This window comes from Burkholderia cepacia GG4 (genome assembly GCF_000292915.1).
Taxonomy (GTDB): domain Bacteria; phylum Pseudomonadota; class Gammaproteobacteria; order Burkholderiales; family Burkholderiaceae; genus Burkholderia; species Burkholderia cepacia_D.
Window position 1 is genome coordinate 1,462,109 of record NC_018513.1, and the last position, 23,774, is coordinate 1,485,882.

The 23,774-nt window shown below is 65.3% G+C and carries 20 protein-coding genes, 1 tRNA gene and 1 pseudogene; 15 read left to right on the top strand and 7 right to left on the bottom strand.

What is annotated here, in order from left to right:
- The first annotated feature begins 140 nt into the window (after window positions 1-140).
- Window positions 141-1,025 (top strand): LysR family transcriptional regulator, encoded by an 885-nt coding sequence (locus GEM_RS06665; protein ID WP_014896664.1) that lies wholly within the window; start codon window positions 141-143, stop codon window positions 1,023-1,025.
- Between the two features lie 472 nt (window positions 1,026-1,497).
- On the opposite strand, the gene GEM_RS06670 is transcribed toward GEM_RS06665, so the two are convergent.
- Window positions 1,498-3,120, bottom strand: coding sequence for an NAD(P)/FAD-dependent oxidoreductase (locus GEM_RS06670; RefSeq protein ID WP_014896665.1), 1,623 nt, complete (start codon window positions 3,118-3,120; stop codon window positions 1,498-1,500).
- A 316-nt stretch (window positions 3,121-3,436) separates the two neighbouring features.
- Window positions 3,437-4,240 (bottom strand): inositol monophosphatase family protein, encoded by an 804-nt coding sequence (locus tag GEM_RS06675; protein WP_014896666.1) that lies wholly within the window; start codon window positions 4,238-4,240, stop codon window positions 3,437-3,439.
- 279 nt (window positions 4,241-4,519) lie between these two features.
- Between GEM_RS06675 and GEM_RS06680 the strand changes: the two genes are divergently transcribed.
- On the top strand, window positions 4,520-5,344 hold the full coding sequence (locus GEM_RS06680; RefSeq protein ID WP_014896667.1) for an RNA methyltransferase: 825 nt from the start codon (window positions 4,520-4,522) through the stop codon (window positions 5,342-5,344).
- 303 nt (window positions 5,345-5,647) lie between these two features.
- Window positions 5,648-6,421, top strand: coding sequence for a serine O-acetyltransferase (cysE, locus tag GEM_RS06685; RefSeq protein WP_014896668.1), 774 nt, complete (start codon window positions 5,648-5,650; stop codon window positions 6,419-6,421).
- 32 nt (window positions 6,422-6,453) lie between these two features.
- Here the strand turns inward: cysE and GEM_RS06690 are convergent, their stop codons facing one another.
- From GEM_RS06690 to GEM_RS06705, 4 genes are all read right to left on the bottom strand, one after another.
- The gene (locus GEM_RS06690; RefSeq protein WP_014896669.1) at window positions 6,454-7,254 is read right to left on the bottom strand and encodes a UDP-2,3-diacylglucosamine diphosphatase; all 801 of its coding nucleotides are present in this window, start codon (window positions 7,252-7,254) and stop codon (window positions 6,454-6,456) included.
- A gap of 23 nt (window positions 7,255-7,277) precedes the next feature.
- Window positions 7,278-7,769 carry a peptidylprolyl isomerase gene (locus tag GEM_RS06695; RefSeq protein WP_006751616.1) on the bottom strand — a complete coding sequence of 164 codons (492 nt, stop codon included), beginning with the start codon at window positions 7,767-7,769 and terminating at the stop codon, window positions 7,278-7,280.
- Window positions 7,770-7,857: 88 nt separating this feature from the next.
- The gene (locus tag GEM_RS06700; protein WP_014896670.1) at window positions 7,858-8,433 is read right to left on the bottom strand and encodes a peptidylprolyl isomerase; all 576 of its coding nucleotides are present in this window, start codon (window positions 8,431-8,433) and stop codon (window positions 7,858-7,860) included.
- A gap of 42 nt (window positions 8,434-8,475) precedes the next feature.
- Entirely contained in the window at window positions 8,476-9,198 is a 723-nt protein-coding gene (locus GEM_RS06705; protein ID WP_014896671.1) for a tetratricopeptide repeat protein, read from the bottom strand.
- A gap of 234 nt (window positions 9,199-9,432) precedes the next feature.
- On the opposite strand from GEM_RS06705, the gene cysS reads away from it, so the two are divergent.
- The 4 genes from cysS to tilS all read left to right on the top strand — a co-directional run bounded on the left by cysS (window position 9,433) and on the right by tilS (window position 14,262).
- The gene (gene cysS / locus GEM_RS06710; protein WP_014896672.1) at window positions 9,433-10,830 is read left to right on the top strand and encodes a cysteine--tRNA ligase; all 1,398 of its coding nucleotides are present in this window, start codon (window positions 9,433-9,435) and stop codon (window positions 10,828-10,830) included.
- Between the two features lie 43 nt (window positions 10,831-10,873).
- Window positions 10,874-11,737 carry a DNA-3-methyladenine glycosylase family protein gene (locus GEM_RS06715; protein ID WP_014896673.1) on the top strand — a complete coding sequence of 288 codons (864 nt, stop codon included), beginning with the start codon at window positions 10,874-10,876 and terminating at the stop codon, window positions 11,735-11,737.
- 103 nt (window positions 11,738-11,840) lie between these two features.
- Window positions 11,841-12,812 carry an acetyl-CoA carboxylase carboxyltransferase subunit alpha gene (locus GEM_RS06720; protein ID WP_014896674.1) on the top strand — a complete coding sequence of 324 codons (972 nt, stop codon included), beginning with the start codon at window positions 11,841-11,843 and terminating at the stop codon, window positions 12,810-12,812.
- A 43-nt stretch (window positions 12,813-12,855) separates the two neighbouring features.
- On the top strand, window positions 12,856-14,262 hold the full coding sequence (gene tilS, locus GEM_RS06725; protein ID WP_014896675.1) for a tRNA lysidine(34) synthetase TilS: 1,407 nt from the start codon (window positions 12,856-12,858) through the stop codon (window positions 14,260-14,262).
- Window positions 14,263-14,384: 122 nt separating this feature from the next.
- On the opposite strand, the pseudogene GEM_RS32495 reads toward tilS, so the two are convergent.
- Window positions 14,385-14,622 (bottom strand): annotated as a pseudogene (locus GEM_RS32495) (hypothetical protein); the annotation flags it as partial.
- Between GEM_RS32495 and GEM_RS06730 the strand changes: the two are divergent.
- The 8 genes from GEM_RS06730 (at window position 14,605) to cyoD (ending at window position 23,746) form a co-directional block, all read left to right on the top strand.
- Window positions 14,605-15,858: an aspartate kinase gene (locus GEM_RS06730; protein ID WP_041490469.1), complete on the top strand. Its 1,254-nt coding sequence runs from the start codon at window positions 14,605-14,607 to the stop codon at window positions 15,856-15,858. The pseudogene GEM_RS32495 and the gene GEM_RS06730 sit on opposite strands and share 18 nt — an antisense overlap.
- Before the next feature lie 110 nt (window positions 15,859-15,968).
- Window positions 15,969-16,062: transfer RNA gene (locus tag GEM_RS06735), tRNA-Ser, on the top strand.
- Between the two features lie 185 nt (window positions 16,063-16,247).
- The gene (locus GEM_RS06740) at window positions 16,248-17,621 is read left to right on the top strand and encodes a hypothetical protein (RefSeq protein WP_014896677.1); all 1,374 of its coding nucleotides are present in this window, start codon (window positions 16,248-16,250) and stop codon (window positions 17,619-17,621) included.
- A 456-nt stretch (window positions 17,622-18,077) separates the two neighbouring features.
- A complete protein-coding gene (locus GEM_RS06745; protein WP_014896678.1) occupies window positions 18,078-19,607 on the top strand; it encodes an NADH-quinone oxidoreductase subunit M in 1,530 nt (509 codons plus the stop codon).
- A 300-nt stretch (window positions 19,608-19,907) separates the two neighbouring features.
- Complete coding sequence (gene cyoA, locus GEM_RS06750) at window positions 19,908-20,795, top strand: ubiquinol oxidase subunit II (RefSeq protein ID WP_041490470.1); 888 nt, start codon at window positions 19,908-19,910, stop codon at window positions 20,793-20,795.
- 3 nt (window positions 20,796-20,798) lie between these two features.
- Window positions 20,799-22,805, top strand: a complete 2,007-nt coding sequence (cyoB, locus tag GEM_RS06755) for a cytochrome o ubiquinol oxidase subunit I (RefSeq protein ID WP_014896680.1) — start codon at window positions 20,799-20,801, stop codon at window positions 22,803-22,805.
- Window positions 22,805-23,413 carry a cytochrome o ubiquinol oxidase subunit III gene (gene cyoC, locus GEM_RS06760; RefSeq protein ID WP_014896681.1) on the top strand — a complete coding sequence of 203 codons (609 nt, stop codon included), beginning with the start codon at window positions 22,805-22,807 and terminating at the stop codon, window positions 23,411-23,413. The genes cyoB and cyoC overlap by 1 nt, the downstream gene beginning before the upstream one ends.
- Window positions 23,414-23,746, top strand: a complete 333-nt coding sequence (gene cyoD, locus GEM_RS06765) for a cytochrome o ubiquinol oxidase subunit IV (protein ID WP_006759069.1) — start codon at window positions 23,414-23,416, stop codon at window positions 23,744-23,746.
- Window positions 23,747-23,774: the final 28 nt, after the last annotated feature.

The window sequence follows — 23,774 nt, forward strand, 5'->3', positions numbered from 1 at the left end:
GAAATGCGGCCGTGGGCCGTGGTGACATGCATCGTAGAGAGCGCAATGAGATATGAGAAATTATTATTTATCTAATGTGATATAAATAATTTCATATCTTCGAGACGGTCTTCCTTATGACCTGAAAAGCGCCATACGCCATGAGCCATCTTGATCATCTGCGCACCTTCATCGAGGCTTACCGGCTGCGTTCGTTCTCGCGGGCCGCCGAGTCCCTGGGCATGACTCAACCCGCTGCGTCCTTGCATATTCAGGCGCTGGAAACGCTTGTGGGCAAACCCTTGTTCGTGCGCCACGCGCGCGGCGTGATGCCGACCGAAGCGGCCGACGAGCTGGCCAGGGCGATCGGTCCGATGGTGGACGGGCTGGAAATGCGCATGGCGTCCTATCGCAGCGGCGGTGCGTTGGGTGGGACCGTGCACATCGCCGGGCCATCCGATTTCCTCTTTTCCAGGATTGCGACGGGGTTGGCGCCGCTGGTGAGTCAGGGCTTTCGCATCCGTGTGCACACCGGCAATCGGGAGCGCATCTATGCGCTTCTCAACGAATCCACGGCAGACCTGGCGATCACGGCATCGCTGCCAGACGAGCATTCGCATGGATTCGCGCGATTGTTGACCGAACGATTCCTGCTGGTGCTTGCGCCGAAGCTGGCCAGGCAACTCGGCCCGCATCCCACTGCGGAGGCGCTTGCCGGTCTCCCGCTGATTGCCTTCGACGAAGACCTCCCGCTGATCCGCCCAGTCTGGACCGAACGCTTCCAGTTTGCGCCAACCTTGCAGGCAGCCATCACGATCCCCGATTTGCGCATCATTCAGGAGCTGGTGATCAAGGGCCAGGGGTGGAGCGCGCTTCCCGATTATCAGTGCGGCGCTGCACTGGCGGCGGGAAAGCTGGTGTCGCTCCTGCCCGTTCAGGATGCGCCTGCCAACAATCTGTACCTGGTCTGGAACAAGGCGTCGACGCGCAGTCCACGCATCATGCATGTACGCGATTTCATCCTGGGTCTGTTTGATCACTCTTGATGATCATTTGACGGCTGGGTCGCGCGTGGCAAGCCGACATGACTATCGGTCGTGCCTTCGTCCCTGATGGCAATGAATCGATCTGTCGTGTGGGGAAAACACAAATGGACTTCGGCCGGCAGCGGGGGAGGAATCCGCCGAATTAAAGGAGGGGGCGCAGGTTACGGCGCAGGTTTTTGTGCCAAGTTTTCTCCGGTAACGCGCGAGTACTGCTGCATCATCGGAGTGTGGCCAGTAAAGGCCTCGGGCGACAGCGTGGCCATAGATCCGGCGTAAAGTTGTTGCTTGAGTTGCCCGAGTTTACCAGTGGCTTCGGTGCACCAGCGCGAAGTTCGCCGTTCGGCCAGTAGCGGGAGGGCGCGATCGGCAGGCGTCGCCCCGATAGGGCGCTCTGATCTTGCGGCGAGGCGGGCATTCAAAGCCCGGCTTGACCCGGCGCACGAACCTCCGTGCGCCGGGGCCGTCCGGCACATTAGGACGCTTGCGTCGACGTCATGCTGAGCGCCACTGCCTGCGCGACTTCGATACCGTCGATGGCAGCCGAATAGATGCCGCCCGCATACCCGGCGCCTTCGCCGGCCGGATACAGCCCTTCGACGTTCACGCTCTGGTAATCGTCCTTGCGCCGGATCCGGATCGGCGACGACGTGCGCGTCTCCACGCCGGTGAGCACCGCATCGTGCATCGCGAAGCCGGCGATCTTCTTGTCGATCTGCGGCAGCGCTTCACGAATCGCTTCGATCACGTAGTCGGGCAGCGCGGTGCTGAGATCCGTCGGGCGCACGCCCGGCTTGTACGACGGCACCACGGAACCGAGCGACGTCGACGGCCGCCCCGCGATGAAATCGCCGACCAGCTGGCCCGGCGCGCTGTAGTCGCCGCCGCCGAGTTCGAACGCGCGCTCTTCCCATTTGCGCTGGAACGCGATGCCCGCGAGCGGCCCGCCCGGATAGTCTTCCGGCGTGATGCCGACGACGATGCCCGCGTTCGCGTTGCGCTCGGCGCGCGAATACTGGCTCATGCCGTTGGTGACCACGCGGCCCGGCTCGGAGGTCGCCGCGACCACCGTGCCGCCGGGGCACATGCAGAAGCTGTAGACAGCGCGCCCGTTGCTGCAGTGGTGGACCACCTTGTAGTCGGCCGCGCCGAGTTGCTTGTGACCCGCGAACTTGCCGAAGCGGCTGCGATCGATCAGCCCCTGCGGATGTTCGATCCGGAAGCCGAGCGAAAACGGCTTCGCTTCGACATACACACCGCGATCGTGCAGCATCTGGAACGTATCGCGCGCGCTGTGGCCCACGGCCAGCACCACGTGGTCGCAGCGAAGGGTTTCGCCGTTCGACAGCGTCAGCGAGCGCACCTTGCCCTGATCGATCTCGATGTCCTCGACCCGGGTTTCGAAGCGCACTTCGCCGCCCAGTTCATGGATGGTCGCGCGCATCTTTTCCACCATGCTGACGAGGCGGAACGTGCCGATGTGCGGCCGGCTCAGGTACAGGATGTCTTCCGGTGCGCCGGCCTTGACGAATTCGTCGAGCACCTTGCGGCCGTAGTGGTGCGGATCCTTGATCTGGCTGTACAGCTTGCCGTCGGAGAACGTCCCGGCGCCGCCTTCGCCGAACTGCACGTTGGACTCGGGATTGAGGACGCTCTTGCGCCACAGGCCGAAGGTGTCCTTGGTGCGCTCGCGCACGGCCTTGCCGCGTTCGAGGATGATGGGGCGAAAGCCCATCTGCGCGAGGATCAGTCCGGCGAACAGGCCGCACGGCCCCATGCCGATCACGACCGGGCGCAGGAAGTTGCCGTGCTCGGGCGCCTTCGTGACGAAGTGGTACGCCATGTCGGGCGTCACGGCGCAGTGCGGCGTGCCGGCGAGTCGCGGCAGCACGGCCGCTTCGTCCTTGACCTCGACATCGACGATATACGTGAGCTTGATGTCGGAGCGCTTGCGCGCATCGTGCGCACGGCGGAACACCGTGTAGCGGAGGAGCCCGTCTGCCGCCACGCCAAGCTCCGCGAGGCGCGCGTGAATCGCGGCTTCGAGGGCGCTCTCGGGGTGGTCGAGCGGGAGTTTAAGTTCGCTTAGCCGTAACATGAGTAGTCGGATACGGTCGCCACGAAGTCGTGGCGGTGTTGAGACAGGCGGGGCCGGCATGCCGGCGGCGTCGTTCGCGGCGTGAGCCATCCCGAAGCCAGGTCATCTGGCGCAGGGAGGCGTGGTACGCGCGGCTGCACGCCGGCAAGGCCGGACCACTCGGGCCATGTCAGGGCGGGCGCCTGAAGCGCCCCCTGCGTGGAGAAGAGTACTTCGTCCCCCGGATAACCGGTAGACAACGCGCGCTCCATCATGACGGTGCCGGCGAGTGGTTGATGCTGATGCGACAACCGCGCCGCGCGGGCGCGGCCCGGGCTTACTCCGCTGCCGGATGCAGGTAGCTGTAGCGGTTCAGGATCGGGATCATCTGCGCGTAGATCTTCGGGTTCGCAGCGACGATCTCATGACGATGCAGGAAATCGGCGTCGCCCGTGTAGTTGCCGACGAGGCCGCCGGCTTCGGTGATCAGCAGGCTGCCTGCCGCCATGTCCCACACGTTGATGCCTTGCTCGAAGAAACCGTCGAGACGGCCGGCCGCGACGTTCGCGAGGTCGAGTGCGGCCGCGCCCGGGCGGCGCAGGCCCGTGCAGGCCTGCGTCATTTCGGTGAACAGGCGCGCATAGGCTTCGAGGCCGTCCTTTTCGCGGAACGGGAAGCCCGTGCCGACCAGCGCGTCCGCCAGGCGGTCGCGACGGCCGACGCGGATGCGGCGGTCGTTCAGGTACGCACCGCGGCCGCGGGTGGCCGTGAACAGGTCGTTCTTGTTCGGATCGTAGACGACGGCCTGCGTGACGACACCCTTGTGCTCGAGCGCGATCGATACGCAGTAGTACGGGAAGCCGTGGATGAAGTTGGTCGTGCCGTCGAGCGGATCGATGATCCACTTGAATTCGGATTCGTTCTCCGATTCGCCCGATTCTTCCGCGAGGATCGCGTGGTCGGGGTAGGCGGTCTTCAGCGTCTCGATGATCGCCTCTTCGGCGGCCTTGTCCACTTCGGTGACGAAGTCATTCTGCTGCTTCTTGCGGATCTCGATCAGGTCGAGATCGAGGGAGGCGCGGTTGATGATCTGTCCGGCGCGACGCGCAGCCTTGACAGCAATGTTGAGCATGGGATGCATGAGCCTGGATCCTGTAGCCGGCGGCACGGGCCGCCACGAAGTGGAACAACCCGCCCGGAACGGCGCAAACGTGCCGGGCGAGATGAGACGCGAATTGACAAAGAGCGGGGTACGACCCGCGCCGCACGGGATGCGACGCGTAAACGCATGATTTTACCCGATTTTCGACAGCTTCAGGTGACCGGGATACGGGGAAACCCCACTGGCCGTCCGGACGAGTGGGCTTGCCGGGGCGATGGCGATACCATACTGCCATTCCGATGAACCGAGTCGTATGTAGTGGAAACTCCGCAGAACCCCGCCGTGCCGTCCGAATCGGGCGCGGCCTTGTCCGTGCCGCCGTCCGGCGGCTTCACGTCCACCCGCTTCGTGCTCGTCGAGCCGAGCCATCCCGGTAATGTCGGGGCGGCCGCCCGCGCGCTGAAGACGATGGGTTTCTCCAGGCTGGTGCTGGTCGCGCCGCGCGTGCCGCACGTGCAGAGCGATCCCGAGGCGATCGCGATGGCGAGCGGCGCGGACGACGTCCTCGCGTCCGCGCATGTCGTGCCCACGCTCGGCGACGCGCTGTCCGGCGTCCACTGGTCGATCGCGCTGACCGCACGCACGCGCGAATACGGTCCGCCGCGCCTTGCACCGCGCGCGGCCGCCGCGCAAGCGCACGCGCAGGTCGGCACGGGCGACATCGCGCTCGTGTTCGGCAACGAGCGCACGGGCCTGGCGAACGAGCACGTCGAGCAGTGCAGCGCGCTCGCGCACATCCCGGCGAATCCGGCCTACAGTTCGCTGAACCTCGCGCAGGCCGTGCAGGTGCTCGCCTATGAGTTGCGCGTCGCGTTCCTGGAGCAGGGGGGCGAGCCGTCGCACCCGGCGCAGGCCGAGGTCGGCACGCTCGCGCAAAGCGACGAGATCGAACGGATGTACGCGCATCTCGAGAACGCGCTGATCGCGCTCGACTTTCTCGACCCGCGCAACCCGAAGAAGCTGATGCCGCGGCTGCGCCGCCTGTTCGCGCGTACCGGTCTCGAGCGCGAGGAAGTCAACATCCTGCGCGGCGTCGCGAAACACATCCTGCTGAAGTCCGGTACGCCCGACGGCGACGCGTGAATGGCCAGTACGCCGGCTGCCGTGCGCTCCCGCGCTCGGCGGCAGCGTGTCGGTCCGCAACGGCCGCGTTGCATCGGCCGCGCGATGGTCGGTCGGGTTCGCGCCAATCCAGTGCATGGCCGCGCCAGTCGTTCACAACCGGCGTCCCGCGCGAATACCCGTGCCGCCGGCGGGGTGAACGCGCGCCGCCGTGCGGCCGTGCGCGAGTGGCCCTACAATCGCCGGACGTCATAAGCAAATTACCCGGTGCGATAACGGCCGGCCATCGCCGGCGGGGCACGCCGGCCTTTTCCCGATCAGATCATGTTCACTAGACTGCGCGAAGACGTTGCGACGATTCGCGAGCGGGATCCCGCCGCTCGCAGTGCCTGGGAAGTGCTGACCTGTTATCCGGGGCTGCATGCGCTCGTGCTGCACCGTTTCGGGCATGCGTGCTGGCGCGCGAAACGCTACTGGCTCGCGCGCTTCGCGTCGCAGGCCGCGCGTTTCCTGACGGGGATCGAAATTCACCCGGGCGCGACGATCGGCCGGCGCGTGTTCATCGATCACGGGATGGGTGTCGTGATCGGGGAGACGGCGATCATCGGCGACGACTGCACGATCTATCAGGGCGTGACGCTCGGCGGCACGTCGCTCACGCGCGGCGCGAAGCGCCATCCGACGCTCGAGGCCGGCGTGATCGTCGGCGCGGGCGCGAAGGTGCTCGGCGGTTTCACGGTCGGCGCGGGCGCGAAGATCGGTTCGAACGCGGTCGTCGTGAAGCCGGTGCCGGCGGGCGGCACCGCGGTCGGCAATCCGGCGCGTATCGTGATGCCGGCGCAACCGAAGCCGCAGCCCGAACGCGCCGCATTCAGCGCATACGGGATCACGCCGAATGCGGACGATCCGATGTCGCTCGCGATTCACGGCCTGATCGATCACGCGGCGAAGGAAAGCCGGCGCGTCGACGAGATCGTCGCGGCGCTCGAGCAACTCGGCACGCATCTGGAAACGCTGCAGGGCGCGGACGCGGCGCGTCTCGACCTGCGCAGGCTGTCGGCGGTGCTGGAAGGCAAGGCGGTCGAGCGCCAGTCGTAACGCGGCGCATGCCGGCGGCCGCGACGATGGCGTCAGTCGAGCGGCAGCGCGTGGATGCCTTCCGCGTCGACGCGCAGGTAGCCGCCGCGCGGCCTGCCATGGTCGAGATCCCAGTCGGGCAGCACCCAGCGAATCCCTTCCGGTTCGAGGTGGCGCGCAGGGCGATGCGTGTGGCCGTGAATGATCACGCTCGCACGGCTTTTCCGGAACAGCGCGGCCACGCCTTCACGCGTGACGTCGTAGATCGCCGAAGCGGGGCGCATCCGGCCCGCTTCGCTGTTCGAGCGCATCCGCTGCGCGAGCGCGCGGCGCCAGCGGAACGGCCAGGCGAGAAACAGCGCTTGCGCGACACGATTGCGGGCAAACCGCCGGAACACCTGATAGCCGCGATCGGCCGTGCATTGCGCGTCGCCGTGCGCGAGCACGATGCGCTGGCCGAAAGCGATGATCAGCGCCGGATCGGGCAGCAGCATCGCGCCGGCCGCCTTCATGAAGCGCCGGCCGAGCAGAAAGTCGCGGTTGCCGTGCATCACGTAGAGCGCGATGCCGCGCTCCGAGAACGTATGCATCAGCGCGGCCATGCGGGCCGCGAACGGATCGTCGTCGAGCACGTCGTCGCCGATCCAGTATTCGAACAGGTCGCCGAGGATGAACACCGAGTCGGCGCTGTCGGCTGTGTATTTCACGAAATGCTCGAACGCGGCAACCGTCTTCGGAATCGCCTCGCTCAGATGCAGATCGGAGAGAAACAGGAACGGGCGTGCGGCTTGCGCGTATTCGCGCTCGCCCGGCACGCCCGCGGAGACGCTTCGCGGCGGACTCTCCTGCAACATCGAAGTGCCTCCGTAACTGCGCGTCAGACCACCACGGCCTTTTCGATCACGACGTCGTCAGCCGGCACGTCCTGATGGAAGCCCGCGTTGCCCGTCTTGACGCCCTTGATCTTGTCGACCACGTCCTGGCCTTCGACGACCTTGCCGAACACGGCGTAGCCCCAGCCCTGCGGCGTCGGCGACGAGTGGTTCAGGAAGTCGTTGTCGTTCACGTTGATGAAGAACTGGGCGGTCGCCGAGTGCGGATCGTTCGTGCGCGCCATCGCGATCGTGTAGTTGTCGTTCTTCAGGCCGTTGTTCGCCTCGTTGTCGATCGGCGCGTCGGTCGGCTTCTGCTTCAGGCCCGGCTCGAAGCCGCCGCCCTGGATCATGAAGCCGTTGATCACGCGGTGGAACACCGTACCGTCATAGTGGCCCTTCTTCACGTAGTTGAGGAAGTTCTCGACCGTCTTCGGTGCCTTCGCGGCGTCGAGCTCGAGCTTGATCACGCCGTGGTTCGTGTGCAGTTCAACCATGATGAATTCCTTCGGTAAGGCGGTTTAAATGGCACGCGGCCGGTCGTGCGACGCGGCCGCGTGTGGCGCCGGACGTGCCGGCAGGTGCTTATTTCGAGACGATGCTGGCCGATTCGATCAGGACCGGCTGGGCCGGTACGTCCTGCATCGGGCCGCGCGAGGTCGTCGCCACGCCTTCGATCTTCTTCACGACGTCGAGGCCCGACACGACCTTGCCGAACACCGCATAGCCGTTGCCGTCCGGGTTCGGGTAGTCGAGGCCGCTGTTGTCGACCGTGTTGATGAAGAACTGCGCGGTGGCCGAGTTCGGATCGCTGGTACGCGCCATCGCGATCGTGCCCGTCAGGTTCTTCAGACCATTGCGGCTTTCCAGCGGGATCGGCGCGCGGGTCGGCTTCTCCTCGAAGTTGGTCTTGTAGCCGCCGCCCTGGATCATGAAGCCCTTGATCACGCGATGGAAGATCGTGCCGTTGTACTGGCCGGACTTCACGTAATCGAGGAAGTTGGCGACCGACTTCGGTGCCTTCTCCGGGTAGAGCTCGACGCGGATGTCGCCCTGCGAGGTCTTCAGCTGCACGACGGGGTGCGCGCTGGCCGTTTGCGCGAACGCGGGCGCGGTCGCGAGAAGGGCGGCGCCGCCAAGCGCCAGCAACAGACGTTTCATTGCGATCCTCAGGTTGGGAGGGAAGGAAGGGTGCGCCGCTTCTTACTGCGACGGCGCGACGTACGGCGCCGCCAGCGCGCCGGACGGACCGCTGAACTGGAACGTCGGCGACATCGGCAGCGTGGTGGTGTTCACGTTCGCGGCGGCACGATCGGTGTAGGTGCGCGTGGCCGGCGTGACGGCGCGCGCGCCGGCCGCCGGTTTCGGCGGCGACACGATCTTCTGCAGATCGGCGAGGCGCTGCGCGGTCGCGCCGCTCGTGCGGCCGAGCGATTGCGCGCGCTTGTACGATTCGGCCGCGAGGCGCAGGTACAGGTCGCCGAGGTTCTCGTACGCGAGCGAGTAGCTCGGGTTCGATTGCGTCGCGGTGACGAGCGCGCTGCGCGCTTCGTCATAACGGCCGTGCTTCGCGTAGAGCGCCGCAAGGTTGTTGTACGGTTCGGGCAGCTCGGGGTACGCCTGGGTGATCGCGACGAACTGCTGGATCGCGTCGTCGTCGCGGTTCAGGCGGGCGAGCACGGTGCCGCGCTTGAACTGCGCCTGCACGTCGTGCGGGTTCGCCGCGATGCGCGCGTCGAGTTGCGCGAGGGCCTGCTTCCATTGCTTGCCGGCGATCGATGCGTCGATTTCGGGCGTGCCGTCGGCGGTGGCCGGGGCCTTTTGCGCATGCGCCGCAGGGGCCGCGAAAAGCGCCAGCGCGACGCCCATGACGGCGGTCGCAACGAGGGTCGCAGCGCTCGGCGCGCGGCCGCGATGAGGTTTCATAGGCGTAAATCGGAATGTTATACTCCGAGCCATTCTAACAAAACGTCTGCGCGTTCCGGCGAGCCGCAGACAGTCTTTCTTTGCCTCTCGTGGCCGTCACCGCTGTGCTTGCAGCCTGACCGCCCCATGTGATAACGAGGACGCCCGGCGTCGTGCCGCAGCAGGTGGTCCGTCCGTTTCGCATGCAGGGCGAGCTTCGCCAGGGCGGTTTCCTTCGGCTCACGGTTCATCTCTATGGAATCACTGCGCATCTACAACACGCTCGCGCGTGACAAGCAAGTTTTCGTGCCGCGCCAGTCCGGCGAAGTGCGGATGTACGTATGCGGGATCACCGTCTACGACTATTGTCACGTGGGCCATGCGCGCATGCTGGTCGTGTTCGACCTCGTCCAGCGCTGGCTGCGTGCGATCGGCTTTCGGGTCACGTACGTGCGCAACATCACCGACATCGACGACAAGATCATCCGCCGCGCGGTCGAGAACGGCGAGACGATCAAGTCGCTGACCGACCGGTTCATCGGCGCGATGCACGAGGATGAGGCCGCGCTCGGCATCCAGCGCCCGGACATCGAGCCGCGCGCGACGCAGTTCATTCCGCAGATGCTCGGCATGATCGAGAAGCTCGAGACGAACGGCTACGCGTACCAGGCGACCGACGGCGACGTCAATTACTCGGTGCGCAAGTTCGCGAACTACGGGAAGCTGTCGGGCAAGTCGCTCGACGACCTGCGCGCGGGCGAACGCGTTGCCGCGAACGACGCGAAGGAAGATCCGCTCGATTTCGTGTTGTGGAAGCGCGCGAAGGCGGAGGATCCGGAAGGCGCGTCGTGGGCCTCGAAGTACGGGATGGGCCGGCCCGGCTGGCACATCGAGTGCTCGGCGATGGGCTGCACGCTGCTCGGCGAGCATTTCGACATCCACGGCGGCGGGCAGGATCTGCAATTCCCGCACCACGAGAACGAGATCGCGCAGAGTGAAGGCGCAACCGGCCAGACGTTCGTCAATTACTGGATGCACAACGGCTTCGTGCAGGTCGACAACGAGAAGATGTCGAAATCGCTCGGCAACTTCTTCACGATCCGCGAAGTGCTCGAGCGCTACGATGCCGAGGTGATGCGCTTCTTCATCGTGCGCACGCACTACCGCTCGCCGCTCAACTACAGCGACGTGCATCTCGACGATGCGCGCGCGTCGCTCACGCGCCTGTACACGGCGCTGAAGGATGTCGAGCCGGACACGCTCGCGCTCGACTGGAACGAGCCGTATGCGCAGCGTTTCGCGGCCGCGATGAACGACGACATCAACACGCCGGTCGCGGTGGCGACACTGTTCGAGCTGGCGGGCGAGGTCAACCGCACGCGCGATGCGTCGCTCGCGCGGCAACTGAAACAGCTGGCGGGCCTGCTGGGCCTGCTGGGCCGCGAACCGCGCGCATTCCTGCAGCAGGGCACCGGCGCCGCGCAGGCGGGCGGGCTTGCAGCCGACGAAATCGAAGCGAAGATCGCCGCGCGCGTCGCGGCGAAGCAAGCGAAGGACTATGCCGAAGCGGACCGGATTCGGGCGGAGCTGCTCGAGGTCGGTATCGCACTTGAAGACAAACCGGGCGGATCGACCGAATGGCGTCGCGTATGAGCGCGGTGCGTTCCTCTGACCGATCCGTCAGGTAGGAGGCAGGATGGCAACGGCCAGAAAAGCGCCGGTCAGGCGCGCGACCCCGGTCGCCGCGCGTCCGGCGGCCAAGCGCGTGCCGGCGGCGAAGGCGGACGCGACGCGCGCCGTGCCGAACGGCGCGCTCAACGGTCATGCGAAGCCCGCGCGCGGGAAGGGTGCGGACGCGGGGCAGCCGGAGGTCGCGATGGCGGCCGCCGACGCGGCCCGCAAGGGGCGTGCATCCGACGGTGCCGACGGCGCCGGTGGTGTCGTGCGTCCCGCATACTGGGACAAGGCGTGCGCCGATCTCGTCAAGCGCGACCGGATCATGAAGAAGCTGATCCCGAAGTTCGGTCCCGCGCATCTCGTGAAGCGCGGCGACCCGTTCGTCACGCTCGCGCGCTCGGTCGTCGGCCAGCAGATCTCGGTGCCGTCCGCGCAGGCGCTGTGGGCGCGCATCGAGGATGCGTGTCCGAAACTCGCACCGCAGCCGGTCATCCGGCTCGGCGCGGACAAGCTGATCGCATGCGGACTCTCGAAGCGCAAGACGGAATACATTCTCGATCTCGCGCAGCACTTCGTGTCCGGCGCGCTGCACGTCGACAAATGGACGTCGATGGACGACGAGGACGTGATCGCGGAACTCACGCAGATCCGCGGCATCAGTCGCTGGACGGCCGAGATGTTCCTGATCTTCAACCTGTCCCGGCCGGACGTGCTGCCGCTCGATGATCCGGGCCTGATCCGCGCGATCAGCGTCAATTACTTCAGCGGAGAGCCCGTCACGCGCAGCGAGGCGCGCGAGGTGGCTGCCAACTGGGAGCCGTGGCGTACCGTCGCGACCTGGTACATGTGGCGCAGCCTCGATGCGCCCGACGCCGACGCCTGACCAACGGCTATCAGGTTTTAAACATCAATAGTTGAGAGCCGGTTTTGCGCATCGCCCGCGCGGGTAGAATACGCGCTGCCGCAAGACCCAAGGATTCGAACACATGAAGACCACGTTTCTGGATTTCGAACAGCCGATCGCCGAACTCGAGGCCAAGATCGAAGAGCTGCGATTCGTGCAGGACGACTCGGCTGTCGATATTTCGGAAGAAATCGAGCGGCTGTCGAAGAAAAGCCAGCAACTGACGAAAGACCTCTACGCGAACCTGTCGCCGTGGCAGGTTTCGCAGATCGCGCGGCATCCGCAGCGCCCGTACACGCTCGATTACGTCGCGGAACTGTTTACCGATTTTCACGAACTGCACGGCGACCGCGCGTTCGCGGACGACCTGTCGATCGTCGGCGGTCTCGCGCGCTTCGGCGGCCATCCGTGCATGGTGATCGGCCACCAGAAGGGCCGCGACACGAAGGAGCGCGCCGCGCGCAACTTCGGGATGCCGCGTCCGGAAGGCTATCGCAAGGCCGAACGCCTGATGCGTCTCGCCGAGAAGTTCGGGCTGCCGATCTTCACGTTCGTCGACACGCCGGGCGCATACCCGGGCATCGGCGCGGAAGAGCGCGGCCAGTCGGAAGCGATCGGCCACAACCTGTACGTGATGGCCGAACTGAAGACGCCGATCATCACGACCGTGATCGGCGAAGGCGGTTCGGGCGGTGCGCTCGCGATCGCCGTGGCCGACACCGTGATGATGCTGCAGTTCTCGACCTATTCGGTGATCTCGCCGGAAGGCTGCGCGTCGATCCTGTGGAAGAGCGCCGCGAAGGCGCCCGAGGCCGCGGAAGCGCTGGGCCTGACCGCGCATCGCCTGAAGGCGCTCGGCCTGATCGACAAGATCATCAACGAGCCGCTCGGCGGCGCGCACCGCGATCCGAAGGGCATGGCCGCGCTGCTGCGCCGCGCCCTTGCCGATTCGCTGCGCCAGTTCCAGGGCATGAGCGTCGATGCGCTGCGCGAGCGTCGCTTCGAGCGCCTGATGGCCTACGGCAAGTTCAAGGAAACCACGCCCGGCGCATGACCGGCGTGCTCGCATCGCGCGCCGCCCGGCGCGCGTTTCTCTCGTGATTCCCCCGACCGAATTCTCCGCCGACCGCGCCGTACTCGACGCGGTCGGCGTTGCGCTTTCCGATCTGCCGACCGATGCGCGCATCGCGATCGCGTACAGCGGCGGTCTCGACTCGACGGTGCTACTCGATGCGGCCGTGCGCGTGGCCGGCGCTGCACGCTGCGTGGCGCTGCACGTGCATCACGGCCTGAGCGCGAACGCCGACGCGTGGGTCGCGCATGCACAAGCGGCGGCGGAGCGACTCGGCGTGGCGTTCGAATCGGAGCGCGTCGACGTGCCGCGCGACAGCGGCCTCGGCATCGAGGCGACTGCGCGCGAGCGCCGTTATGCCGCGCTCGACGCGATGTGCGAGCGCCACGGCGCAGCCGCGCTATGGGTCGCGCAGCATGCGGACGACCAGGCCGAGACCGTGCTGCTGCAGTTGCTGCGCGGCGCCGGGGTCGCGGGCCTCGCCGCGATGGCGCCGCGCTATCGCCCTGACGGCGCGAGCGTCGAACGTGTGCGTCCGTTGTTGCGATTGTTGCGCGCGCAACTGGAGCGCTATGCGGCGCAGCGCGAGCTCGCATGGATCGACGACGAATCCAACGACGACACGCGCTATGCGCGCAATGCGTTGCGCATCGACGTGCTGCCGGCGCTCGCCGTGCACTTCCCGGGCTTTCGCGATGCGCTGGGCCGCGCGGCCCAGCATGCGGCAGCCGCGCAGCGGCTGCTCGACGATCTGGCCGAACTGGATTTCGCCGGCGCCGCGCGCGACGACGGCCGCGCGCTGTCGCGCGATGCGCTGGTCGCGTTCGACGACGCACGCGGCGCGAACCTGCTGCGCTTCTGGATGCGCCGGCTCGGATTGCCCGGCGCGTCGGCAGGCCGGCTTGCGAACATGATGCGGCAACTGCGCGAAGCGCACGACGCGCATGCGCTGCGTGTCGATCACGCGGGGCAGTGCCTGCGGCTCTATCGCGATGCCGTGTACTGGGAGGCGGGCGACAGCGCCGAGCCGGCTGACGACGGCACCGGGACGCCGCATCCGGAGGCCTCGCTGGCATGGGACGGACAGGAAGTCTGGCGCGTGCCGGCGTGGCGCGGCACGTTCGTGTTCGCGCCGGCCGATGCCGGCAGCGACGGGGCGGTGCCCGAAGCGCTGCTGCGCGGCGCGGCGCTCGCCGCGCGCGCCCGTGCGGGCGGCGAGCGGTTGCGTACGTCGCCCGGCGGCCCGGGGCGCACGCTGAAGAACCTGTTCCAGGAGCGCGGCGTGCCGGCATGGCAGCGCGACGTGCCGCTGCTGTTCGCGGGCGACCGGCTCGTGTACGTGCCGCGGCTCGGCGTGAATCACGGTGACGGGCTGTCCGGCGACGGCGGGTGGCGCCGGATCGAATGGCGTCCCGACCTGCTGATCGCGTAACGGCGGCGTGCTTCCGGCAGCGTGATCGCGCGCCGGTTTTCACCATTTGGTAAACAGCGCCGGAACGCTTGCCAACCCCGCGAGCGGCTTGTCAAGCGGGCCTCTATCGGGTACGCTCGGTCGTTTGCTCGGCTCGATTTTTGAGCGATTTGTGCAGGTTTTCCGCGTGACGTACCCGGTTTGCGCGGCCTGATCGGCCTTCCGGGCAAAATCCGTCACGCTTGCGTGTTGCGTCCCAGCCGTCCCCCTCGTCGTCCGTCCACAGCCACAAGCCGCGTGACCGAACGGCAACGCGGCCTGCCCAGCGCGCCCGTGCGGCTTCTCCTTCAGTTCAGAACGACAATGGCACTCATCGTACACAAATACGGCGGCACTTCGATGGGCTCGGTCGAGCGCATCAAGAACGTCGCGAAACGCGTCGCAAAATGGCATCAGGCCGGGCACCAGATGGTGGTCGTGCCGTCCGCGATGTCCGGCGAAACCAACCGTCTGCTCGGTCTCGCGAAAGAGATTTCGAGCCAGCCGAGCCCGCGTGAGCTCGACATGATCGCGTCGACCGGCGAGCAGGTCAGCGTCGGCCTGCTGTCGATCGCGCTGCAGGAAATCGGCGTCGAAGCCGTGAGCTATGCCGGCTGGCAAGTGCCGATCAAGACGGACAGCGCGTTCACGAAGGCACGCATTCACTCGATCGACGATGAGCGCGTGAAGGCTGATCTGAACGCCGGCAAGGTCGTGATCATCACGGGCTTCCAGGGCGTCGATCCGGACGGTCACATCACGACGCTGGGCCGTGGCGGCTCGGACACGTCGGCGGTGGCGGTTGCGGCCGCGCTGGATGCCGAAGAGTGCCTGATCTACACGGACGTCGACGGTGTCTACACGACCGATCCGCGCGTGGTCGAAGAGGCGCGACGCCTCGATCGCGTGACGTTCGAGGAAATGCTGGAAATGGCCAGCCTCGGCTCGAAGGTCCTGCAGATCCGCTCGGTCGAATTCGCCGGCAAATACCAGGTGAAGACGCGCGTGCTGTCGAGCCTGACCGATCCGCTGATTGCGCTCGACGAAGAAATGCGCTCGGGCACCCTGATTACTTTTGAAGAAGACGAGACCATGGAAAAGGCAGTCATTTCCGGCATCGCGTTCCAGCGCGACGAAGCACGCATTGCGGTGATGGGCGTGCCCGACAAGCCGGGCATCGCGTATCAGATCCTCGGTCCGGTCGCCGACGCGAATGTCGACGTCGACATGATCATCCAGAACCAGAGCGTCGAAGGGAAAACCGACTTCACGTTCACGGTCGGCCGCGGCGACTACCAGAAGGCGATGGACATCCTCACCAACCAGGTGCAGGGCCACGTGAGCGCCGAGCGCGTGCAGGGCGACCCGAAGGTGTCGAAGGTGTCGGTCGTCGGCGTCGGCATGCGTTCGCACGTGGGCGTCGCGAGCAAGATGTTCCGCACGCTGTCGGAAGAGGGCATCAACATCCAGATGATCTCGACGTCCGAAATCAAGATTTCGGTGCTGATCGACGAGAAATACATGGAGCTGGCCGTCCGCGCGCTGCACAAGGCGTTCGAACTCGATCAGCCCGCGTGAATTTTTCGTGATGCATTGAAGAAAATGCATCACGGAAATTGACGCACGGTTCGAAACCCTATATTATTTCGTTCTCGTCGCACTGCCTCCCTGGTGCGAGCGAAAGTTTGGGAGACGTGGCCGAGAGGTCGAAGGCACTCCCCTGCTAAGGGAGCATCTGGGCCAAAACCTGGATCGAGGGTTCGAATCCCTCCGTCTCCGCCAAAAGCGGTGACAAAGCCCCGCAAGTTCTCGGACTTGCGGGGCTTTTTCTTTTCCTGCTTCGTTTCCGGACTCGCCGCGCGGCGCCACGCTTCGTCCGGACAGCCAATCAATGCTCGACTTGAGCGACGCTCATGCGCTAAATAGGCGTATCGCCCGGCACGACCCAAGTTGGAGTTCTGGCCCGCATGCATTCCGTACTCACCATCCTTTCTCATCGGCCCGTCGACGGGCTCGTCGCCAATCACGAGCGCTACGCGCGGGGTCACGCCTACCGGCATGCGATCGTCGACGGCACGCACGTGTACGGCGAGCGCCAGCAGGTGCTGCACAAGTACCACGCGATCATCGCGCAGCTCGTCGCGATGGAGCAGGGCGCGTTGCTGCTCGTGCTCGATCCGTTCTCGGTCGTGTTCGGCCCGCATGCGCTGCCCGATGTGGCGAACGGTTACGACGCGATCGTCACGACGCAGACGCCGACATCGCCGCTGCCCGCGGCGAGCGGCATGATCTTTCGCAATGTGCCCGAGGTACGCGAGCGGTTGCGCAAGCTGACTGTCGAACTCGGCCAGTGGGCGATGCGCCTGTCCGAGCAGCGGCACGCGTGCGAGGCGACGTTGCTGGCCGGATACTTTCCGCCGTTGCGGTTCGACCAGCCGCTTGCGAGCGGCTATTACGCGTCGGCGCAGACGGTGTGGGGCGACGGGCATGCGATCGACGAGGTGGTCGCCGCGCTTCCGCTCGTCGCGCACCAGGCGCCCGAATGGCGGCAGACGGACGGCGAGTGGGCACCGACGCCCGATTACGACTTTCGCTACGTGCTCGCGCTCGTCGATGATGCGGCGCGTGTCCAGCAAGGCGAGCAACCGCGCGCGATGGACGACTGGCGGGGCGCGCGGCAACGCACACGCGAGCCGGCGCGACACCTGAACCCGGACGCGCGCATCGCGTTCGTGAGCCTGCACACGTCGCACATCGCCGGTTACGGCGATCTTCACGAAGAGAACTTCGTGCGCTACTGCACGCGACACGGCTATGCGTACCACGCGTATCGCGAACCGCCCGCGTTCGTGCCGGCCGGCATCGATGCGAACTGGGCGAAGCTGCACCTGATTCGCGAACATCTACCGGATCATGCGTTCGTGTTCTGGGTCGACGCAGACATCCTCGCGATCGACCAGCGCCAGACGGTCGACAGCGTGATCGACGGCCGCGATTTCGTAATCGGCACCGACCACACGGCCTGGGCGATCAACTCGTGCATGATCGCCGTGCGCAACGTCGCGCCGATGCGCGAGCTGGTCGAGCGCATCTGTGCGCGCATCGAGAGCGTCGACGATCGGTCGTCGGTCTACGCGAGCGGCGGCGACCAGCAGGCGATCTATGTCGAACTGCTGCAGGCGGGCATGATCGACGCGCGTTACATCGTCGACGCGGTGTCGCTCGCGTCATCGCCGGTTTATGCGACGCGCGACAGCCGCTTCGTTCATTTCCCTGCGCAACACAACCACTATCGCGCGGTGACGATGTGCGTGTGGGACAGGTTGAGCCATCAGCGGTAATTGAAAGCGGCATGCGCCGGGGCTTCCGGTGTCCGGGATCGCGGCGATCGGGGTTCGGCGAAATAAAAATGAAAGCATGACTGTAAGGTTTGAATCGCTCTCATTCATCGTTCCCTACATTCTGTTCTTGTGCTCTGGCGCACCGAGTTTCCGAAAAAAATGCGGCATCGCACCGATTCTTGCGATCGACTGCATCGTGTAATACAAAAAATTACTCATAAAAATCAGTGGTCTATCGGTGCGCCGCAAAATGAAGGTCTGCTGCGCTGCAAAAAATAATCAATCGCCGTATGCTGGTTAACCCGATTGCGCTTGAGCGGCGTCAAGTTTTGCTCTGATTCCGCTTTACATTTTGCCAACAATGGCGATCCACGAAATCTATCGGTCGATTTGATTTCGTTCCCTTCGTCACGCCTGTCCCCGATGCAGTGCGCGACCCTCTCAAGGCCTGTTGACATGCATGATTTCCCCTTTCTGAGCCTGGCGATCTGGGTTCCGATCCTGTTCGGCGCGAGCCTGCTGCGTGCCGGTTCCGACCGTCATTTGCAGCGCACGAGACTGATCGCGCTCGTGGGCGCACTCGCGGGGCTGGCGGCCGTCGTGCCGCTCGTCGCCGGTTTCGATTCGCATTCGGCCGCGATGCAGTTCGCCGAAAGCCGCGACTGGCTCGGGGCCTTCAATGCCGGCTGGCGCGTCGGCATCGACGGCGCGTCGCTGTGGCTCGTGGTGCTGACCGCCTTCACGACGCTCGTCGTCGTGATCGCGTCGTGGGAGTCGGTGACGGTACGTGTCGCGCAGTACTACGCGTCGTTCCTGATCCTGTCGGGGCTGATGGTCGGCGTGTTCGTCGCGCAGGACGGGTTGCTGTTCTTCATCTTCTTCGAGGCGACGCTGATTCCGCTGTACCTGCTGATCGGCACGTGGGGCAGGGAGCATCGCGTGTACGCGGCCGTGAAGTTCTTCTTCATCTCGTTCGCGGGTTCGCTGCTGCTGCTGATGGCGATGCTGTACCTGTACGCGAAGTCGCACACGTTCGACATGAACGCATGGCGCACGCTGCAGCTCGGCTTCGCGCCGCAGCTGCTGGTGTTCCTCGGTTTCTTCGCCGCGTTCGCGGTCAAGGTGCCGATGTGGCCGGTTCATACGTGGCTGCGCGACGTCTACACGGACGGCCCGACGGGCGCCGCACTGATGCTCGCGATGCTCAAGCTCGGCGGCTACGGTTTCCTGCGCTTCGCGCTGCCGATCACGCCGGACGCGAGCCACTTCTTCGCGCCGGCCGTGATCGCGCTGTCGCTGTTCGCGATCGTTTACGCGAGCCTGATCGCGCTCGCGCAGACCGATCTCGGCAAGCTGCTCGCGTATTCGACGGTCGCACACATGGGGATCGTCACGCTCGGGCTGTTCCTGTTCAACCGGATCGGCGTCGAAGGCGCGATCGTGCAGCTCGTGTCGTACGGCTTCGTCGCGGGTGCGATGCTGCTGTGTGTGAGCGTGCTGGTCGATCGCACGAAGCAGCGCGAGATCGCCGCGTACGGCGGCGTGGCGGGCGTGATGCCGCGCTTCGCGACCTTCACGCTGCTGTTCGCGATGGCCAACGTCGGCCTGCCGGGCACGTCGGGCTTCGTCGGCGAGTTCATGGTGATCATGGGCGCGATCCGTTTCAACTTCTGGATCGGCGCAATTGCGGCACTCACGTTGATCCTCAGCGCGTCGTACACGCTGTGGATGGTCAAGCGCGTCGTGTTCGGCAAGGTCGCGAGCCCGCGCATCGCGAAGCTCGCCGACCTGAGCCGTCGCGAGATCGTGATGTTCGCGTCGCTCGCGCTGATCGTGCTGATGGTCGGCGTCGATCCGAAGCCGTTCACCGACGCGATCGATCCGACCGTCGGGCGGCTGATCGAAGACGCGAGCCATTCGAAGGTGCCGACCGGGGACGGGGACGCACCGGCGCAGCCGGCGTACATGGCATCGACGCACGGCTGATCGCCTGACGTCGCGCACGACGGGCCGCATCGCGCGCCGATGCGGACGTCGTTGCGCGCACATCCATCTGGGAAGGGCTGGGCTATCCCGCGGCTTTGGGCCGGTTTCGGGCGGCTTGCGGCCGTCTTCAGGCTGCGTGAAATTGCCCCGCGACAATCTGTCTCACAACAGATTCTGCAATGATGATTTGCCGCATCCACCGGTTTTCATCGCGCTCGCGCGACGTATGATGCGGCCACTTTCGTGGATCGAATGCGCATCGGGCATACGCAACAGATTCAATGACTCTCGGGCTGTGTGATGAAAAGAAGAGCTTCAAAAGGCTGGACGGCGCTGATGTCGATCGGCGCGGCGCTGAGCCTGTCAGGTTGTAATTTAGATGTACTAAATCCGAAAGGAAGCGTCGGTGCCGCCGAAAAGGCGCTGATCGCGACCTCGACATGGACGATGCTGATCGTCGTCGTGCCGGTGATCCTGCTCACGCTGTGGTTCGCGTGGCGTTACCGTGCATCGAACCGCAACGCCACCTACGCGCCGAACTGGTCGCACTCGACCGCGATCGAAGTCGTGATCTGGACGGTGCCGACGCTGATCATCCTGTTCCTCGGCGTGCTCACGTGGAAAACCACGCACGAGCTCGATCCGTACAAGCCGCTCGAGTCGTCGGTGAAGCCGATCGACGTCGAGGTCGTCGCCCTCGACTGGAAGTGGCTGTTCATCTATCCGGACCTCGGTATCGCGTCGGTGAACCAGCTCGCGATTCCGGTCGGCACACCGGTGAACTTCCACATCACGTCGGATTCGGTGATGAACTCGTTCTTCATTCCGCAGCTCGGCGGCCAGGTCTACGCGATGGCCGGCATGCAGACGCGCCTGCACCTGATCGCTGACGAAGCCGGCGACTACGCGGGCACGTCCGCCAACTTCAGCGGCCGCGGCTTCTCCGACATGAAGTTCCGCACGCTCGCCGAGCCGCGCGAGCAGTTCGACGCATGGGTGCAGAAGGTGAAGGCCTCACCCGACCGGCTCGACGCGACCGTGTACGGCACCGTCGCGCAGCCGAGCGAGAAGGCGCCGGTGCGCTACTTCTCGTCGGTCGATCCGCGGCTCTTCCACAACATCATCGCGAAATACAACGATGGCCACGTCCTCGATCTGAAGGACGCCGCCTGCGGCACGAAGGGGTAACGCATGTTCGGCAAACTCACACTATCGGCGATCCCGTTCGATCAGCCCATCATCATGGTGGCCGGCGCCTTCATGGGGCTGGCCGTGCTGGGCATCCTCGCGGCGCTGACCGTCACCGGCCGCTGGAAGTGGCTGTGGACGGAATGGCTGACGACGGTCGACCACAAGAAACTCGGCGTGATGTACATCATCGTCGCGCTCATCATGCTGCTGCGCGGCTTCGCCGACGCGATCATGATGCGCATGCAGCTCGCGCTCGCGTACAACGCACCCGGCTACCTGCCGCCGCATCACTATGACCAGATCTTCACGGCACACGGCGTGATCATGATCTTCTTCATGGCGATGGTGTTCATGGTCGGCCTGATGAACCTGGTCGTGCCGCTGCAGATCGGCGCGCGCGACGTCGCATTCCCGTTCATCAACTCGCTCTCCTTCTGGATGACGGCGGTCAGCGCAATCCTGATCAACATCTCGCTCGTGATCGGCGAGTTCGCGCAGACGGGCTGGCTCGCGTATCCGCCGCTGTCGGAGCTGCAGTTCAGTCCGGGGGTAGGGGTCGACTACTACCTGTGGGCGCTGCAGATCTCGGGCGTCGGCACGCTGCTGACCGGCGTGAACTTCTTCGTGACGATCATCAAGATGCGCGCGCCCGGCATGACGCTGATGAAGATGCCGGTGTTCACGTGGACGGCCCTCTGCACGAACGTGCTGATCATGGCGTCGTTCCCGATCCTGACCGCGACGCTCGCGCTGCTCGGCCTCGACCGTTACCTCGGCATGCACTTCTTCACGAACGAAGCCGGCGGCAACGCGATGCTGTACCTGAACCTGATCTGGGCGTGGGGCCATCCGGAGGTGTACATCCTGATCCTGCCGGCGTTCGGCATCTTCTCGGAAGTCATCGCGACGTTCTCGAAGAAGCCGCTGTTCGGCTACAAGACGATGGTGTACGCGACCTGCGCGATCATGGTGCTGTCGTTCCTCGTGTGGCTGCATCACTTCTTCACGATGGGCTCGGGTGCGAACGTGAACGCGTTCTTCGGCATCATGACCATGATCATTGCGATCCCGACCGGCGTGAAGGTGTTCAACTGGCTGTTTACGATGTATCGCGGCCGGATCGAATTCACGACGCCGGTGCTGTGGACGATCGGCTTCATGGTCACGTTCACGATCGGCGGGATGACCGGCGTGATGATGGCGATCCCGGGCGCGGACTTCGTGCTGCACAACAGCCTGTTCCTGATCGCGCACTTCCATAACGTGATCATCGGCGGCGTGCTGTTCGGCTATCTCGCGGGCTTCAACTACTGGTTCCCGAAGGCGTTCGGCTTCAAGCTGAACGAGAAGCTCGGCAAGGCCGCGTTCTGGTTCTGGCAGGTCGGCTTTTACGTCGCGTTCGTGCCGCTCTACGTGCTCGGCTTCATGGGCATGACGCGGCGCCTGAACCACTACGACAACCCGGCGTGGCATCCGTGGCTGCTGGTCGCGGCGTTCGGCGCCGTGCTGATCGCGATCGGCATCGCCTGCCAGCTGCTGCAACTGGTCGTCAGCATCCGCAACCGCAACCTGCCTGAGTACCGCGACACCACGGGCGATCCGTGGGGCGGCCGCACGCTCGAGTGGGCCACCACGTCGCCGCCGGCCGAGTACAACTTTGCCGTGATCCCGCAAGTGCGCACGCTCGACGCGTACGCCGACATGAAGGCGCGCGGTGACGGCCGGCCGAACCCGGCGACGATCCGCGACATCCACATGCCGTCGAATACGTGTGCGGGTCTCGTGGTCGCGATCTTCAGCCTCGTGCTGGGCTTCGCGCTGGTGTGGCACATCTGGTGGATGGCGATCGGCGGCCTGGTCGGGATCGTCGCGACGCTCGTGATCTACAGCTCGCGTGACAACGACGGCTACTACATCCCGGCGTCGAAGGTGCGCAAGATCGAAGAGAAGCAACCGGCGGCGCGCGTGGCCACGCGTGTCGACGACGTGGAACTGGAGGCCAACTGATGCTGCAGAAAACCTTGAGCGCAACCCTGCTCGAGCACGACGACCATCCGCCGTCGCACTCGGTGTTCGGCTTCTGGCTGTACCTGATGACCGACTGCGTGATCTTCGCGGCGCTGTTCGCGACCTTCGCTGTGCTCGGCAACCAGCATGCGGGCGGTCCGACCGCGAAGGACCTGTTCGACATTCCGGGCGTCGCGGTGGAAACCGCCGCGCTGCTGCTGTCGAGCATCACTTACGGCTTCGCGATGCTGGCTGCGTACAAGCAGCGGCGCGGCGCGCTGCTCGCCTGGCTCGCGGTGACGTTCGTGCTCGGCGCGGCGTTCCTCGCGATGGAACTGCGCGAGTTCTCGCATCTGATCGCGGAAGGCGCGGGCCCGCAGCGCAGCGCGTTCCTGTCGGCGTTCTTCACGCTGGTCGGCACGCACGGGCTGCACGTGACGGCCGGCCTGCTGTGGATGCTCGTGCTTGCCGGGCAGATCGTGCTGCGCGGCGGCGACCTGACCGATCGCGACCTGCGGCGCCTGACGTGCCTGAGCCTCTTCTGGCACTTCCTCGACATCGTGTGGATCTGCGTGTTTTCCTTTGTCTATCTTGCGAGCGTGATCTAAATGGCCCATTCGCATTCGTCTCAACTCGAAGAAGGGCACGGCAGCGTCGGCGGCTATGTCGCCGGCTTCATCCTGTCGGTGCTGCTCACGGCCGCGTCGTTCGGCCTCGTGATGGGCGGCGTGCTGTCGCCGCACGCGTCGCTGATCGCGCTCGCCGCACTCGCGTTCGTGCAGATCGTCGTGCACCTCGTGTACTTCCTGCACATGAACGGTTCGTCCGGCCAGCGCTGGAACGTGATGGCGTTCAGCTACACCGTGCTGACCGCGGCGATCCTGATCGTCGGCACGTTGTGGGTGATGCACAACGTCAGCATGAACATGATGTCGCGCTGAGCGACATCGCGGCGCAGCGGACGATCTC

Coding starts and splice junctions, on each gene's coding strand:
- GEM_RS06665 (WP_014896664.1), top strand. CDS start 141: ATGAGCCATCTTGATCATCTGCGCACCTTCATCGAGGCTTACCGGCTG.
- GEM_RS06670 (WP_014896665.1), bottom strand. CDS start 3,120: ATGTTACGGCTAAGCGAACTTAAACTCCCGCTCGACCACCCCGAGAGC.
- GEM_RS06675 (WP_014896666.1), bottom strand. CDS start 4,240: ATGCATCCCATGCTCAACATTGCTGTCAAGGCTGCGCGTCGCGCCGGA.
- cysE (WP_014896668.1), top strand. CDS start 5,648: ATGTTCACTAGACTGCGCGAAGACGTTGCGACGATTCGCGAGCGGGAT.
- GEM_RS06690 (WP_014896669.1), bottom strand. CDS start 7,254: ATGTTGCAGGAGAGTCCGCCGCGAAGCGTCTCCGCGGGCGTGCCGGGC.
- GEM_RS06695 (WP_006751616.1), bottom strand. CDS start 7,769: ATGGTTGAACTGCACACGAACCACGGCGTGATCAAGCTCGAGCTCGAC.
- GEM_RS06700 (WP_014896670.1), bottom strand. CDS start 8,433: ATGAAACGTCTGTTGCTGGCGCTTGGCGGCGCCGCCCTTCTCGCGACC.
- GEM_RS06705 (WP_014896671.1), bottom strand. CDS start 9,198: ATGAAACCTCATCGCGGCCGCGCGCCGAGCGCTGCGACCCTCGTTGCG.
- cysS (WP_014896672.1), top strand. CDS start 9,433: ATGGAATCACTGCGCATCTACAACACGCTCGCGCGTGACAAGCAAGTT.
- GEM_RS06715 (WP_014896673.1), top strand. CDS start 10,874: ATGGCAACGGCCAGAAAAGCGCCGGTCAGGCGCGCGACCCCGGTCGCC.
- GEM_RS06720 (WP_014896674.1), top strand. CDS start 11,841: ATGAAGACCACGTTTCTGGATTTCGAACAGCCGATCGCCGAACTCGAG.
- GEM_RS06730 (WP_041490469.1), top strand. CDS start 14,605: ATGGCACTCATCGTACACAAATACGGCGGCACTTCGATGGGCTCGGTC.
- GEM_RS06740 (WP_014896677.1), top strand. CDS start 16,248: ATGCATTCCGTACTCACCATCCTTTCTCATCGGCCCGTCGACGGGCTC.
- GEM_RS06745 (WP_014896678.1), top strand. CDS start 18,078: ATGCATGATTTCCCCTTTCTGAGCCTGGCGATCTGGGTTCCGATCCTG.
- cyoA (WP_041490470.1), top strand. CDS start 19,908: ATGAAAAGAAGAGCTTCAAAAGGCTGGACGGCGCTGATGTCGATCGGC.
- cyoB (WP_014896680.1), top strand. CDS start 20,799: ATGTTCGGCAAACTCACACTATCGGCGATCCCGTTCGATCAGCCCATC.
- cyoC (WP_014896681.1), top strand. CDS start 22,805: ATGCTGCAGAAAACCTTGAGCGCAACCCTGCTCGAGCACGACGACCAT.
- cyoD (WP_006759069.1), top strand. CDS start 23,414: ATGGCCCATTCGCATTCGTCTCAACTCGAAGAAGGGCACGGCAGCGTC.